The following is a 14,145-nucleotide window of genomic DNA, read 5'->3' as shown; positions in this document are numbered from 1 at the left end:
TAAGTAATAAATCAGACCGCTTCAGAACCAGTTTCACCGGTACGGATGCGAATTACCTGCTCAACGTTCTGCACAAAAATTTTGCCATCGCCTATTTTTCCAGTATGCGCCGCTTTAATAATGGCATCAACAACGTTATCGCAAATGTTGTCGTCCACAACCACTTCTACTTTAATTTTCGGCAAAAAATCCACAACATATTCGGCACCGCGATACAGCTCAGTATGTCCCTTTTGACGACCAAAGCCTTTTACTTCGGTCACGGTCAAGCCCGTTACGCCAACATCAGCCAATGCTTCGCGGACTTCATCCAACTTAAATGGTTTAATGACTGCTGTGATTTGTTTCATAATAAATTTCCTTTTTTAGTCTCTGAATTTTGAGGTGATCGGGTAGCGCCAGTCACGACCAAAAGCACGGTGAGTAATCCGCACACCTATTGGCGCCTGACGACGTTTGTATTCATTTATTTTAATCAAACGCGTAATTCGTTCAACATCCTCTTCGCGATATCCCGCTGCAATAATATCGGCACGGGATTTATTTTGTTCCATATACAACTGCATGATGCCATCGAGTATTTCATAGGGCGGCAAAGAATCCTGATCTGTTTGATCCGGACGCAGTTCGGCAGAAGGTGGTCGCGTCAGAATGCGCTCTGGAATAATCTCGGCAATACTGTTTCTGTACGCACACAAACGGTATACCAGCGTTTTAGGAATATCCTTGATCACGGCAAAGCCACCAGCCATATCACCATACAAGGTGCAATAACCAACGGCCATTTCACTCTTATTGCCGGTCGTCAGCACGATTGAACCATACTTATTGGATAAGGCCATCAGTATCGTGCCGCGGATCCGCGCTTGAATATTTTCTTCTGTCGTATCTTCTTTTAAGCCGGCAAACTCTGCGCTCAGGGTGGTTCTGAATGCATCAAAACAAGCGCCGATTGAAATCTCATCGTAACGCACAGCAAGGCGCTCCACCATATCGCGCGAGTCTAACAGAGAGATATCTGCGGTATACGGTGAAGGCATCATGATTGCCCTGACTTTTTCTGCACCCAATGCATCAACCGCGATCGCCAGAGTTAACGCAGAATCAACGCCGCCAGACAATCCCAGTAAGACGCCGGGAAAGCCATTTTTAGTCACATAATCACGCACGCCAAGTACCAGTGCATGATAAACCTGAGATTCTGTTGTACCCAACTCAGGCAAGGGCTGAGACACGGGTTGCCCACCGTCAAATTTTATGACTTGCAAAGCCGTTTCGCAGTGTGCCAACTGAGCAACGAGTTCGCCTTGCGAATTTAAAACAAAGGAATTTCCATCAAAAATCAGCTCATCCTGACCGCCCAGTAAATTGGCATACACAAGCGACATGCCTGTAGTGCTTACATTCGCGCGCATCACATCAAGACGTTGCTGCTGCTTATCCATGTGAAATGGTGAGCCATTTGGCACCAACAATACCTGCGCCCCTGCACTCCTCGCTGCCATAGGCGCATCTTTAAACCAGGTATCTTCACAAATATTGATACCAAAGCGCACGCCCTTCACGTCGAACACACAAGCCTCAGAACCCGCAGAAAAATATCTGACTTCATCGAATACCATGTCATTCGGCAGATTGCGCTTAAAGTAGCATTCAATGATGCTACCGTTGAGCAAAACGGAAACCGCATTAAAATGACGTCCATCTCTGGCCTCAGGATGCCCGACCAACACATAAATATCTTTGAATGCAGCAAGCTGCGCAGTCAGATCAGATAACACCTGCTGTGTTTGCAGATAAAACCCGGTTCTTAACAGTAAATCCTCCGGAGGATAACCAACCAAAGACAGCTCAGGTGTTACAACAATATCGGCTCCCTGCTCAGCTGCCTGGCGGACATAATTTACTATTTTCGCGGCATTTCCGGCCAGATCACCGACCGTACTATTCATCTGAGCAATGGCAACTTTAATCGTCATAATCGTGCAATTTGAAAAAATCAAAAAATGGAATTAGTTTCTATCGACCAGTATTATCGCATGGGCTTCGCAAGTTCTCTCTCTGATATTGGACAAGAACAATGGGACAGTTTGCTGAAATCCGATCCGTCCGCCAATCCCTTTCTTTCGTATGCTTTTTTGCACGCCTTACACTCATCCGGATCGGCCTCGGCAAAAACTGGCTGGCATCCATATTATTTAACGATATGGCAAGATAAAACCTTGGTTGGCGCTTGCCCGCTTTATCAGAAAACACATTCTTACGGTGAGTACGTGTTTGACTGGTCCTGGGCACAGGCATATCAACAGCATGGGTTGCAGTACTACCCCAAGCTACTGTCCGCGATACCATTCACTCCCGTCACAGGCAGCAGAATTATTGCGAGTGATAATACGGTCAGAAACTTATTGCTGGAAAATCTGAAAAACCTCACGCTATCAGGAGACTTTTCCTCGTGTCACATTCTGTTTCCTGATGAAAATCAAATAACACAGCTGAAAAATGCAGGTTTTTTGATCAGAGCGGGGGTACAATTTCATTGGCAAAATGATCAGCACTCTGACTTCGAGAGTTTTCTGAATACGCTCAGTAAGAAAAAACGCAAAAATATCCGTGCCGAGCGAAAAAAAGTACAGGAACTAGGCATTGTTTTCTCGCATATTCAAGGTTTGGATGCGAACGAGAAAGACTGGCTTTTTTTCAAGCGCTGTTACGATGCCACGTATGAAAATCATCACTCAAAACCTTACCTGAATCTTGAGTTTTTCACACAAATTGGCAGCACAATGCCGCAGCACGTCCATCTTATTTTTGCGATTAAAGATGGAAAGAAAATTGCGGCTTCGCTGTTGATATTCAATCAAAGCAAGGTGTACGGTCGTTATTGGGGTTGTGTTGAGCATTATCCTTGCCTGCATTTCGAGACTGCTTATTATCAGGCGATAGAATTTTGCATTAAAAACGGTATCCGGACCTTTGAAGGCGGAGCCCAAGGGGAACACAAGATGGCCAGAGGATTTCTACCGCAAAAGACTGCCTCGGCACATTTCTTAACGCACCCAGAGTTCAGTAATGCTGTCGCCAATTTTCTACAAAGAGAAACAAACGGCATAGAACTGTATCTGGACGATTTGAATGAGCATAATCCGTATAAACAACCACTTGAAATTTAAGATGCATCAAGGCATCCTGCTGACATGCAAAAAAACAAAACAACATCCGATAATCCGAGTAACGCAATGAATATGCACAAACGCGCTGGTCGCTTTTACCTGACTGAAAAGCTAGGCACAGGATCGAATGGCACCGTCTTTCGGGGTCATGATCCAGTCATTGACCGGGATGTTGCCATCAAAATACTCAATGCAAGCGGGAATGCCGCAGACAAAAAACAACGTGAACAGCAGTTCATCAACGAAGCACGGGCGGCCGGCAGGCTTTCCCATCCGAATATTGTGACGATCTTCGATGCTTCCAGCGAAGGAGGTACAACATTCATCGCGATGGAATTCCTCGGTGGACAAGACTTGAAAATGATGCTCGCTGCGGGACGCACTTTCGATTCCATAGAAACCACAGATATCATTCAAAGAATTGCGGATGCGCTTGCCTATGCCCATGAGAAAGCAGTCATTCACAGAGATATCAAACCTGGCAATATTTTTATTCTGACGAATAATCAACCCAAAGTAGTCGACTTTGGTATTGCCCGCGCACCGAATCGCCTGCTGGATGAAAACCAACCAGCTAATGTAACGCTGTTCAATAATAATATTCTCGGTACACCTAACTACATGTCTCCGGAACAGGCCATGGGAAAACAGGTGAATGCGCAGACGGATATTTATTCTCTCGGCGCGGTCATGTATGAAATGCTGACCTTGCAAAAACCATTTCAAAGTAACGATATAGACAAACTACTGAATCAGATCGCGTATAAAACGCCGAAGGCACCGTCAGAAATCAATCCCGCGATACCTGAATCGCTCTCAAGAATCGTAATGAAAGCAATGCAAAAAGAGCTGAGCGATCGCTACCAGACTGCACGCGAGATGGCTGATGATTTACAAAAAGTACTGGATCGGGATAAAAGACTGAAACGCAAGAGAGGAAAAATCAGTCCGGACGGTGCAGAGAACAACACCAGCACTGAGAGCAATACTCTTCTCTGGCTTAGTCTTGCAGCGATACTGATTGCAATCGCGTTTGCGGTCATGGTCAACCTGCCGCGCTAAGGTCTTGTCCATGTGGGTTTTACAAGCAATTACAAACAAGACTTATTGATTCTGAATAAAAAACGCGGCCGGAATAGCCGCGTTTTTTTAGGGAAACTTACTTATTTCTGAAGCTTTTTGAAATTTTCAACGCCATCCAGAATCTCTTTTTTTGCCTCTTCCGGGCCACCCCAACCTTCAACTTTCACCCATTTGCCTTTTTCGAGATCTTTGTAGTGTTCAAAGAAATGTTGAATCTGTTTCAGGCGCAACTCATTCATATCTTCTGGTTTCTGCCAATGCGTATAAATCGGCAAAATTTTATCGACAGGAACGGCCAACACCTTTGCATCTTCGCCACCTTCGTCCGTCATTTGCAATACACCAATGGCGCGACAGCGAACAACAACACCTGGAATCAAAGGAAATGGTGTGATGACTAATACGTCAACTGGATCACCATCACCTGCGATAGTCTGCGGAACATAACCATAATTACATGGGTAGTGCATTGCCGTGCCCATGAAACGATCAACAAAAATGGCACCAGTTTCTTTATCAACCTCGTATTTGATAGGATCTGCATTCATTGGAATTTCAATGACGACGTTAAAGTCATTTGGCAGATCACGACCTGCTGGTACGTTATTCAAGCTCATGTCACTCTTTCTTAATAGATATCAATAAATTCAATTTACCGTGCAAAATTATATCGGGTTTATGGCTATATTTGTGCGGCGCAAAAGATAAGGCAGCCAAATTACAGCGTCGTCGCTATGGCACATTGCCGGTAATGGTAGGCTGCTTCTTCATCCTGCCCAAGCGCCTCGTGCAATTGTGCCAATTTCAGATTCGATTCTGTCACTGTCCGGGCTGAAACCGCGTCAGACAAGGCTTGTTCCATGTGTCGTTGTGCCTTGCCCCATAATTTTTGACGCAAACAAAGTACGCCAAGCGTTAATGCCAGTTCAGGATCAGTCGGATGACTCAGGGACCATTTTTCGCAATGTTCAATCTGAGATAACAATGCGGCCGAACCCTCTGCAGCGGCTGCATCGCGATAAGCCCGCAACAGGCGCTCATCCCAATCCTCTGTCAGTGCTTTCTCAACGATAGAACGTGCCTCATCATACAAACCTCTGGCATTAAAAGCGTTCGCAGCCTGATATGCGATAAAGGCGGATTTTCTGTCGTTTGCCGGGATTTCAAACCAGACGCGCCGCAAAGACTCAGCATCATGCTCATGCCCCTTTAACAAATCCTCGTAGGCTAATTCCTTCAGTCTTTTCGAGAGCGCTGGATGCAGGGCATGATGCTTATCGAGAGTACGAACCAGTTTCAGTACATCGCCCCACTTCTGCGCCTGCTGATTTGCTTTCAATGCCCAACGCAGCACCTGGATATGGCGACTACCATTGGCATGTAACTCCTTAACTGCCTCAAGCGCCTTATCTGACTGATGCTGATCAACCAGCAGCTCAGTCGCACTCACAAGCCTGGCGACTTTATAGTTGTTGTCAGCCTCAATTCCCGCCAACCACAGATCTCTGCGCTCAAATTGCCCCATGTGATGCGCCGCACGCGCACCAATCAGTGCAGCCACCCCGGCATTATCTGGTAGTTCGGCAGCGCGGATCGCCGCTTTTTCAGCATATCCGAAACGTCCTTCAAACAAGGTCTTGAGCGACTCACGTAAAGCCTTATTGCCATCACGTTCACGCTTCTGCTGGCGGTAAGCTGCCACTTTCTTAGGCATTTTGCGTGTAGTGTCGATTGCTCCGAAAATCGCATAGACAATCAGAAACAGCACTGCCACCAAAAAGAGAAATAAATTTAAAGATAAATCGATTCTGTAAGGCGGATAAAACAACACGACGTTTCCTGGATTGAAACGCGCACCTATCGCCAGACCAACGGCAAGAGAAAACAGAATCAGAAGCCGGATAAAAATTCGCATACGTTAAGGCTTCACTTTGTAGTTGCGTACTGCATTTAAACTTTCTGACAAATTCGGCATTTCTATCGACAGATTGCTGCCCTGAACCTGACGCAATAAGGCTTGCGCATTCTGTGTCTGTTTCGCCCTTGTGTCGAAATACTTTGAAATCGCATCTTGTGCAGACACTAAATCACTACGGAAGACGCTCTCATTTCTGGCCAGCAAGGCAAGTCTTGCGTTAAGCAGACGCAATTTAAGATTTTCGCGTGCGAAATAGGATTGCGTCGGGGTCAACAACAAAGCGTCAGGCGTTTCCACACTGCGGACACGAATCAGTTGCTTAACCTCGCCCCACATCTCGCTGGAAAAACTCTGCCAAGCGTCCTGCAAACGCATTGAGAAAGTACTTTCCTCAACCTCGGCCACTTTCTTATCCTGCTTATCCGGCTTAGATGCACGCTGAGTTTTTGGAATAATTCTCAATGGTGCTTTTGGCGGGGTCGGAGAAACCACTGACTTCTCATCTGCCCACAAAGGAATATGATCAACCTGTGTAATGACGCTGTCGAGGCGTAACGCAATGCCTGGTAAATCAAGTGCCGGCAAAGACTTCAGACGATCAATGTCTTTCGCGATTGCTCTTCTGATCGTAATGAACTGAGGCTTGTCAGATTTAGCCAGGCGCCCATCCGCGTTCTGCAATGCAATCAACGCACCCTGAACATTACCTGCCAACTGCAATTGCTGGCTGGCTGTCGCCAATACCTGTTCAATTTCTGCCAATGCCCATTCATCACGATTTTTTGACAGATCCTGATACAGCTGCTCCAAAGCCAGTTGCTGGCTTTGAGATTCGATTTGTTTGCTTTCAATCAAAAGAACTTTGGCCTGAATTTCTTTTGTCGTTTCCTGCACATTTTTGGCCAGCAACTTCGTTTCATTACTTGTCGTGTCAGCGCTCAGCAAACGTCGAGCAACCTCCTCTTTCAGACCACTGATCTGATTTTGAGAAGACCACCATTGCGCAGCCAACAATACGGCTAAGACGCCTGAAATCAGAAAGGCAGGATGAGTCCAGCTGCCTGACGAAGAAGCCGGAAGCGAATTGGCCGCAGTAGCGACCACGGATTGATCAGGGCTTTGAGATGGCAAAGAACCCCCTGTGTTAGTTTGCTGTTCATTCATACTCAGGATTGTAACGCGACAAGTAGCTGTTCGTCGCCTGATGCGGTTAAAGTGATGGAATGAAACCCCATTGCCTGCGCTGTTTCGGCAATACGGACGTGGGGAACGATAATGTGTTGATGTTGGATTTTTGCCACGGCATCGTCGAGGGTTAATTGTTCACACCAGAAAATGAGCGTTCGCAATGCCTCAGAACTGGTAATCACCCAGTCATTCTCTGACTGGAGCAACTGTTCTAACTGCCTCTTCACAGAAATACTGAATTCGGGAGCAGAACGCCGATAAGCAGCCAGTTGCGTCACATGAATGCCATGGGAACGAAATGCATCGGCCAAAAATTCCCGGCCTGTTGTTCCTCGCACGATCAATACCTGCCTATCAGCCAGTGCAGCAAAGTCAATCTCGGCCGCCAAGGTCTCAGAATCCGTTTTCAGTTTATTCGAGGGACTGATGATCGTCGCATTGTCAGAATGAAGACCATAGCGCGCCAAAGCAAGCCTACTCCCCTCACCGACAACACCAATCGGAACCTGTAACGGCCATTGCGTGATATGCGAAAAAAAAGCATCAATCGCGTTCGGACTCACAAAAACAACTAATCCATAACTACTGAGATTAGTTACTTTGTCGCTAATCTCAGTCTGATTCTCTAAGTGATGTATTTCGATCAAGGGAAATAATTGACACGGACGCGATAAAGCCTGAAGTTGAGCGGCAAAATCCTGAGCCTGTGCCAATGGGCGCGTGACAATCACATTCCTGCGCGACATAAGAGAATTACTCAACAATCTGTGCTTTACACAAAGCCAGGATGCCCTCAGCATCTTGGGCAGACAAGGCCTGCGCCAGTTGTAAACCCAGCGTTCCTGGCTCAGACGCATCACCAAAAATCTCGGCACTCGCCACTCGCCGTCCATCCGGGGTTGCCACCATTCCACGTAAGTGCATTGTTTGATCAGCTACGGTTGCGAACGCCGCCAGTGGTATCTGACAACTCCCGCCAAAAACCTTGGACACAGTTCGCTCGGCAATAACAGACTGAGAAGTTGCCAAATGATTCAACGGGGCAAGTAACTCAAGTAAATCAGGGCGCGAATCCGACACTTCTATCGCCATAGCGCCCTGTCCAGCTGCAGGCAAGCTTGCCTCAGGCTCTAAAAATCCGCGTATACGCTGAGGTAATTCGAGACGTTTTAATCCTGCCGCTGCAAGAATAATCGCAGCGTATTCGCCCTCATCAAGCTTACGTAAACGGGTATCTAGATTGCCACGCAAAGGGCGAACCACTAAATGCGGGAAACGGGCTGAAATGAAGGCCTGACGCCGCAGGCTGCTGGTACCGACAACAGCCCCATCGGGCAAGCTACTAAGGGAGTCATAATCGTTGGAAACAAAAGCATCGCGCGGATCTTCACGCACTAAAATCGCAGCCAAAGTGAAACCTTCGGGTAGCTCCATAGGAACATCTTTGAGGGAATGTACTGCCAGATCGGCACGACCTTCAGCCATCGCCACTTCCAACTCTTTAACAAATAAACCTTTCCCGCCGACTTTAGATAAAGCGCGGTCTAAAATCTGATCGCCGCGCGTCGTCATTCCAAGAATATCGACCTGGCAATCCGGGTATAACGATAACAGGCGGTCACGAACATGTTCAGCCTGCCACATTGCCAACCGGCTCTCTCTGGAAGCAATGACCAATTTTTTGGGAGAAACTGCAGTCAAAATAATTTTCTTTCTAAATATTCAGGCAATCAGATGTCATCTGGTAAATCGAGTGTGCCGAATTTTACCATTCAGAAATCATGATTTCGTGGGTTAAACTATTGAAAATTTGCAGACTTTTTGATCAATCCAGGCAAACTTGACACATAATCGGCGGTGACGGCATCATAACGCCTTGATTAGACGCACATATTCAAAATGCCGCCACAATTGAGCGGCATTTTTTACGCACGTAAACAACGGAATTTTTATGCAAGCAAGTACAACTGAAAATAAAAACCACACCATTCTGACTGGCGACCGCCCTACTGGGCCTCTTCATCTGGGACATTTTGTCGGCAGTCTGCGCAACCGCGTCAAATATCAACATCAATATCAGCAGTACATCATGCTCGCCGATGCACAGGCATTGACGGACAATATGGACAATCCTGCCAAAGTTCATGACAACGTACTTGAGGTTGCACTGGATTACCTCGCCGTTGGCATTGACCCCACTAAATCCACGATCTTCATTCAGTCGCAAATTCCTGAACTGACAGAATTAACGTTCTACTATCTGAATCTGGTTTCGGTTGCCCGCCTGGAACGCAATCCGACGATCAAACAAGAGATTATTCTGCGTAATTTTGAGCGCGATATTCCTGCTGGCTTTCTGACATACCCGGTCAGTCAGGCCGCCGACATTACTGCATTCAAAGCGAGCCTGGTACCTGTGGGCGAAGACCAGATTCCTATGATTGAACAGACAAACGAAATCGTTCGCCGATTCAATCGTCTGGCTAAAAAAGATATTCTGGTTGAGTGTCAGGCATTGGTGCCAGAGATCGGTCGTTTGCCGGGTATCGATGGAAAAGCCAAAATGAGTAAGTCCCTCGGGAACACGATCAACCTCGGCGCCAGCCCCGCAGAGATAAAAGCGGCAGTACGCAACGTCTATACAGATCCATTGCATCTGCGCGTCAGCGATCCTGGCCATCTGGAAGATAACGTCGCCTTTATTTATCTGGATGCGTTCGATGAAGACAAAATCGGATTACAAGCAATGAAAGACCACTACACACGCGGCGGTTTGGGTGACAGCGTAGTCAAGGCGCGTCTTGAAGGAATATTACAGGATCTGCTTGCACCAATTCGTGAGCGTCGCGAGGAATATGCCAAAGATCGCGGTCAGGTTCTGCAAATGCTCAAAGAGGGAACCCAAAAAGCGCGGGAAATTGCAGCTAAAACGACCGATGAAGTGAAAGCAGCGATAGGATTAAAACATTTCTAAAAAAGATGCTGTACATCATTAATTCCCCCCTCTCGTTCAGTCCAGAGGGGGAACTATCTGCAGGATGTATCAACATGTGATTAACCACCTTAAAACTTGTTATTAATCAAACGCACATCCCTCAGATAATCCATTATGAAGGTTCGATCTGCCACTACTGAAAGGAAGAACGATGTATAGCAAAATTCTTATGCCGACCGACGGGTCTGAGTTGGCCAATGCCAGCATTCAAGCGGGTATTGAGTTTGCAAAAAAAGTAAATGCCAAGGTAGTTGGGATTTTTGTAGCGGCGAATTATCAGTACCCTATTTACATCGACATCATTCCACCAAACACTCCGACTGAAGAAGAATACCAGGCGGCGATGCGTGCCTTTGGCGAATCTTATCTGGAGCCGGCCAGAGTAGCTGCGCATAAGGAAGGTCTGGAGTTTGAAAGTGTCGTCAAGTTTAGTGATGCACCTGCAAAGGAAATCGTCCATACAGCACAGCAATATGCTTGCGACCTGATCTTTATCGCGTCCCACGGACGCAGTGGCGTCGGACAATTACTTTTGGGTAGCACGACAAGCAAAGTTTTATCCATGTGTGATATTCCAGTTCTGGTGCATAGAGTCAAAAAACACTGAGCTGGTAGCCACGGACATAGGCAATAAGCAACTAATCGGGTTGTACAGTACAATAGTGCATGCCTTGCGACTCAGCTTGCACAAAATTTAACTGCACCACTGATCAATGATTAGAATTCTTATTGCCGATGACCACACTATCATGCGTGAAGGACTCAAGCGCATACTTGATGGAAACGACGACATACGTGTGGTTGCAGAAGCTATCGACGGTTTTGACACTTTGGAAAAAGTGAGAAACACACAGTTTGATGTTCTGTTAATGGATCTATCCATGCCAGGGCGAAGCGGCGTCGACCTGATACGTCAGATCAAAGATGAATTCCCCAAGCTCCCGATCCTGATTCTCACCATGCATGAAGAAGAGCAATACGCTGTGCGTGCGATCAGAGCCGGCGCCAGAGGGTATCTGACAAAAGAAAGTGCGGGCACACAACTGGTTACCGCATTGCGCAAAGTCGCGTCGGGCCGCCCCTATATCAGCATAGAAGTAGCAGAGCAGTTAGCCATGAATGCGATGCCTGCCGACGATAACCTTCCGCATACCAGCCTTTCTGATAGAGAATTTGAGGTTTTCAGCCATATCGTCAAGGGAAAAACGATTACAGAAATTGGTGATCTGCTACATCTCAGTGTAAAAACAGTAAGTACACATAAAATGCGGATTATGCAAAAAATGAATATGAGCAACATTTCCGACCTGGTTCAGTACGCTGTCGCCCATAACCTTCTGATTCCTAACGCCTGAACAAGCACTTCCACCGTCACTATCTTGTAGGAATATTCCTATAAGATCAGCCTTAAATCTGACAATTCAAATCAGCATTACCTGATTTAAATCAAAAAGCGAAGCCGTGATAATAGACATCAAGCAAACAAGCGATGTCTTACATCACGCGCACCATGAATTTATTTATCGTTGAAGATTCGGTTTTAATTCAAAATCGACTCGTTCGTTTCATAGAAGAAATACCAGGGATGCACGTTATCGGTGTTTCTGGCGACATCGATACTGCCTACGACAGTGTTATCAATAGTGACACTGATGCAATGATTCTTGACTTGCAATTAGGTGATAAAAATGGCTTGCAACTTTTGAAAGATGTGAAGCAAAATAAACCAGAGGTCAAGATTGTCATTCTCACGAATCACTCAACTGAAGACAATCGCGTGCACGCTATGCGCGCTGGTGCAGACGGTTTTCTCGACAAATCTACTGACTTCGACCAAATACAGAATTTTCTGTACGACTGGGAAAGTCCAAATGCGTCGAAACAAGTTAATTAATTTTCGTTTATCCAGGAGACTCACATGACAACAGTTGCCCAATCATCCCGCCCAGTCAGCCAACATATTGCAGCAAACAAAGCGATGCTACCAGTGATGTCAAACGAGGCAGGTTGGCGTTGCCACGGCAATTTGTGGTCAGATCTGAGTCAGGTCTGTGATCTGTTAAATATTCCTACTCCTCTTAACTCAACGGATGAAGAAGCCTTATTTCAGCATGTTCGCTTTAAAGCTGGTCAGCGCATCCATACGATAGGACAGAATTTTGAAGCGCTGTATGTTGTCAACTCGGGATTCCTGAAAACTGTATTAATTGATGAATACGGTAACGAACAAGTACTGAGCTTTCCGATGAAGGGTGATCTGCTTGGAATCGATGGCATCCATAATCAACAACACGCGTCAGAAGCTGTTGCTCTGTCAGATTGCGACATCATTATTTTGCCTTACAAGGCTTTTGCAAATCTGGGGCGCAGCTATGTTGAATTAGAACATGCAATGTTCAGCGTCATGAGCCGCGAACTGGTTCGTGAACAATTAATGATAGGCATGCTCAGCGCACTTAGTGCAGAAGCCAAAGTTGCCCGTTTTCTGACCACACTGGGCGAACGCTTCAGCCAGTTAGGTTACTCTGGAAAATCATTCAACCTGCGTATGACTCGCCACGAAATCGGCAGCTACCTTGGATTGACATTAGAAACCGTCAGCCGGACGCTGTCTGCATTTAACGAAATGGGATTAATCAGCGTCGATCAACGTGAAATATGCTTACTTGATACAACTGCGTTGAAAACCCTGCGTCGTCTGCCGCCAGCAAAAACCCGAAATAAAGTCAGTGAAAAAGTATCTGTAATGGTTGGGAAAAAACTACTTCCGCAATGGGGAAGTGAAACAGCGGTTGCCGTATAAAATATTTAAGCTAGAATCTGGCAACTTATACAAAAATTTGCGTCACCGATTTTGATTCATTACCGATTTTTCTCTGAGAGTTTTTTAAGCTCTGACGCGAAGAAAAAATTAACAGGAGCAATGACATGACATATAAAACCATACTTGTGCACGTTGATGAATCAGAGCGATCAAATTTAAGAGTCAAATTTGCGGCTGAAATTGCTAAAGCTGAAGATGCACATTTAATCGGGACAGCAGTCACCGGCGTTTCACGATTTATCTATCAGGACGGAAACATCAGTGCCAGCGACCCGAACTTGACGATCCATCTCAATTTTCTCAGAGAACGCGCAGAAAAAGCCGTCGCCAATTTCAATCGCGAAGTGGAAACGATTGGTGTTTCATCACATGAAAGTATGGTTGCAAATGACGAGGCTGGTGGTGGAATTGGCCTTCAAGCCAGATATAGTGACTTGGTGATCATAGGACAAACCAATCACGATGAGCCCTCACCTTCAGTATTACCAGATTTTCCTGAATATATTGTGATGAATTCCGGGCGTCCGGTACTCATCATTCCGTATGCAGGGGATTTTAATACGATCGCAAAACGCCCCTTGATCTCTTGGGATGCAAGTCGGGAATCGACCCGTGCAGTTACTGATGCACTGCCCTTACTAAAAAAGGCAGATGTAGTTCAGGTTGCCATTTTTAATCCAAAATCCACGCCTGACGCTCACGGCGAGCAACCCGGTGCTGATATCGCTCTTTACCTCGCAAGACATGGCGTTAAAGTCGAGGTTTCAGTGCACAAAACTTCCACTGATATCGGTAACGCATTGCTCTCATTAGCACATGACCTCGATAGCGATATGATAGTGATGGGTGGTTACGGACATTCCCGTTTCAGGGAAATGATCATGGGTGGCGTGACTAAGACCATTCTTGAAAGTATGACGGTTCCTGTATTTATGTCTCATTGATCATTACTGGCGTCAGGTTC

General features: G+C 46.2%; 15 protein-coding genes. 8 read left to right on the top strand and 7 right to left on the bottom strand.

Annotated features, from left to right (window positions below; all coding sequences use genetic code 11):
- Window positions 1-11 precede the first annotated feature (11 nt).
- Both H8K38_RS16110 and H8K38_RS16105 read right to left on the bottom strand, forming a co-directional pair.
- The gene (locus tag H8K38_RS16110) at window positions 12-350 is read right to left on the bottom strand and encodes a P-II family nitrogen regulator (protein ID WP_186885856.1); all 339 of its coding nucleotides are present in this window, start codon (window positions 348-350) and stop codon (window positions 12-14) included.
- 15 nt (window positions 351-365) lie between these two features.
- Entirely contained in the window at window positions 366-1,979 is a 1,614-nt protein-coding gene (locus H8K38_RS16105; RefSeq protein ID WP_186885855.1) for an NAD+ synthase, read from the bottom strand.
- Window positions 1,980-2,006: 27 nt separating this feature from the next.
- Here H8K38_RS16105 and H8K38_RS16100 point away from each other — a divergent pair, with 27 nt between their 5' ends.
- On the top strand, window positions 2,007-3,173 hold the full coding sequence (locus tag H8K38_RS16100; RefSeq protein ID WP_186885854.1) for a GNAT family N-acetyltransferase: 1,167 nt from the start codon (window positions 2,007-2,009) through the stop codon (window positions 3,171-3,173).
- Window positions 3,174-3,197: 24 nt separating this feature from the next.
- Window positions 3,198-4,235, top strand: coding sequence for a serine/threonine-protein kinase (locus H8K38_RS16095; protein WP_186885853.1), 1,038 nt, complete (start codon window positions 3,198-3,200; stop codon window positions 4,233-4,235).
- Between the two features lie 101 nt (window positions 4,236-4,336).
- Here H8K38_RS16095 and ppa read toward each other — a convergent pair whose 3' ends face one another.
- From ppa to hemC, 5 genes are all read right to left on the bottom strand, one after another.
- Entirely contained in the window at window positions 4,337-4,873 is a 537-nt protein-coding gene (gene ppa / locus H8K38_RS16090; RefSeq protein ID WP_186885852.1) for an inorganic diphosphatase, read from the bottom strand.
- A gap of 101 nt (window positions 4,874-4,974) precedes the next feature.
- Complete coding sequence (locus H8K38_RS16085) at window positions 4,975-6,171, bottom strand: heme biosynthesis protein HemY (protein ID WP_186885851.1); 1,197 nt, start codon at window positions 6,169-6,171, stop codon at window positions 4,975-4,977.
- Window positions 6,172-6,174: 3 nt separating this feature from the next.
- Window positions 6,175-7,338 (bottom strand): uroporphyrinogen-III C-methyltransferase, encoded by a 1,164-nt coding sequence (locus tag H8K38_RS16080; protein WP_186885850.1) that lies wholly within the window; start codon window positions 7,336-7,338, stop codon window positions 6,175-6,177.
- A gap of 2 nt (window positions 7,339-7,340) precedes the next feature.
- Window positions 7,341-8,123 (bottom strand): uroporphyrinogen-III synthase, encoded by a 783-nt coding sequence (locus H8K38_RS16075; protein WP_255423021.1) that lies wholly within the window; start codon window positions 8,121-8,123, stop codon window positions 7,341-7,343.
- Window positions 8,116-9,063, bottom strand: a complete 948-nt coding sequence (gene hemC / locus H8K38_RS16070) for a hydroxymethylbilane synthase (RefSeq protein WP_186885849.1) — start codon at window positions 9,061-9,063, stop codon at window positions 8,116-8,118. Before hemC ends, H8K38_RS16075 begins: the two co-directional genes overlap by 8 nt.
- 250 nt (window positions 9,064-9,313) lie before the next feature.
- Here hemC and trpS point away from each other — a divergent pair, with 250 nt between their 5' ends.
- From trpS to H8K38_RS16040, 6 genes are all read left to right on the top strand, one after another.
- Entirely contained in the window at window positions 9,314-10,336 is a 1,023-nt protein-coding gene (trpS, locus tag H8K38_RS16065) for a tryptophan--tRNA ligase (RefSeq protein ID WP_186885848.1), read from the top strand.
- Window positions 10,337-10,508: 172 nt separating this feature from the next.
- Window positions 10,509-10,964, top strand: coding sequence for a universal stress protein (locus H8K38_RS16060; RefSeq protein ID WP_186885847.1), 456 nt, complete (start codon window positions 10,509-10,511; stop codon window positions 10,962-10,964).
- A 106-nt stretch (window positions 10,965-11,070) separates the two neighbouring features.
- On the top strand, window positions 11,071-11,712 hold the full coding sequence (locus H8K38_RS16055; protein WP_186885846.1) for a response regulator transcription factor: 642 nt from the start codon (window positions 11,071-11,073) through the stop codon (window positions 11,710-11,712).
- A 134-nt stretch (window positions 11,713-11,846) separates the two neighbouring features.
- Window positions 11,847-12,251: a response regulator transcription factor gene (locus H8K38_RS16050; protein ID WP_186885845.1), complete on the top strand. Its 405-nt coding sequence runs from the start codon at window positions 11,847-11,849 to the stop codon at window positions 12,249-12,251.
- 96 nt (window positions 12,252-12,347) lie between these two features.
- Complete coding sequence (locus tag H8K38_RS16045; protein ID WP_370587111.1) at window positions 12,348-13,160, top strand: helix-turn-helix domain-containing protein; 813 nt, start codon at window positions 12,348-12,350, stop codon at window positions 13,158-13,160.
- Window positions 13,161-13,285: 125 nt separating this feature from the next.
- Window positions 13,286-14,125: a universal stress protein gene (locus H8K38_RS16040; protein WP_186885844.1), complete on the top strand. Its 840-nt coding sequence runs from the start codon at window positions 13,286-13,288 to the stop codon at window positions 14,123-14,125.
- Window positions 14,126-14,145: the final 20 nt, after the last annotated feature.

The organism is Undibacterium sp. FT79W (assembly GCF_014284215.1).
GTDB classification, from domain to species: Bacteria; Pseudomonadota; Gammaproteobacteria; order Burkholderiales; family Burkholderiaceae_D; genus Undibacterium; species Undibacterium aquatile.
This window is presented reverse-complemented; position numbering and strand designations above follow the sequence as displayed.

What these genes read in the sequence shown, in the direction of transcription:
- H8K38_RS16110 (WP_186885856.1), bottom strand. Translation starts at nt 350, where the DNA reads ATGAAACAAATCACAGCAGTCATTAAACCATTTAAGTTGGATGAAGTC.
- H8K38_RS16105 (WP_186885855.1), bottom strand. Translation starts at nt 1,979, where the DNA reads ATGACGATTAAAGTTGCCATTGCTCAGATGAATAGTACGGTCGGTGAT.
- H8K38_RS16100 (WP_186885854.1), top strand. Translation starts at nt 2,007, where the DNA reads ATGGAATTAGTTTCTATCGACCAGTATTATCGCATGGGCTTCGCAAGT.
- H8K38_RS16095 (WP_186885853.1), top strand. Translation starts at nt 3,198, where the DNA reads ATGCAAAAAAACAAAACAACATCCGATAATCCGAGTAACGCAATGAAT.
- ppa (WP_186885852.1), bottom strand. Translation starts at nt 4,873, where the DNA reads ATGAGCTTGAATAACGTACCAGCAGGTCGTGATCTGCCAAATGACTTT.
- H8K38_RS16085 (WP_186885851.1), bottom strand. Translation starts at nt 6,171, where the DNA reads ATGCGAATTTTTATCCGGCTTCTGATTCTGTTTTCTCTTGCCGTTGGT.
- H8K38_RS16080 (WP_186885850.1), bottom strand. Translation starts at nt 7,338, where the DNA reads ATGAATGAACAGCAAACTAACACAGGGGGTTCTTTGCCATCTCAAAGC.
- trpS (WP_186885848.1), top strand. Translation starts at nt 9,314, where the DNA reads ATGCAAGCAAGTACAACTGAAAATAAAAACCACACCATTCTGACTGGC.
- H8K38_RS16060 (WP_186885847.1), top strand. Translation starts at nt 10,509, where the DNA reads ATGTATAGCAAAATTCTTATGCCGACCGACGGGTCTGAGTTGGCCAAT.
- H8K38_RS16055 (WP_186885846.1), top strand. Translation starts at nt 11,071, where the DNA reads ATGATTAGAATTCTTATTGCCGATGACCACACTATCATGCGTGAAGGA.
- H8K38_RS16050 (WP_186885845.1), top strand. Translation starts at nt 11,847, where the DNA reads ATGTCTTACATCACGCGCACCATGAATTTATTTATCGTTGAAGATTCG.
- H8K38_RS16045 (WP_370587111.1), top strand. Translation starts at nt 12,348, where the DNA reads ATGTCAAACGAGGCAGGTTGGCGTTGCCACGGCAATTTGTGGTCAGAT.
- H8K38_RS16040 (WP_186885844.1), top strand. Translation starts at nt 13,286, where the DNA reads ATGACATATAAAACCATACTTGTGCACGTTGATGAATCAGAGCGATCA.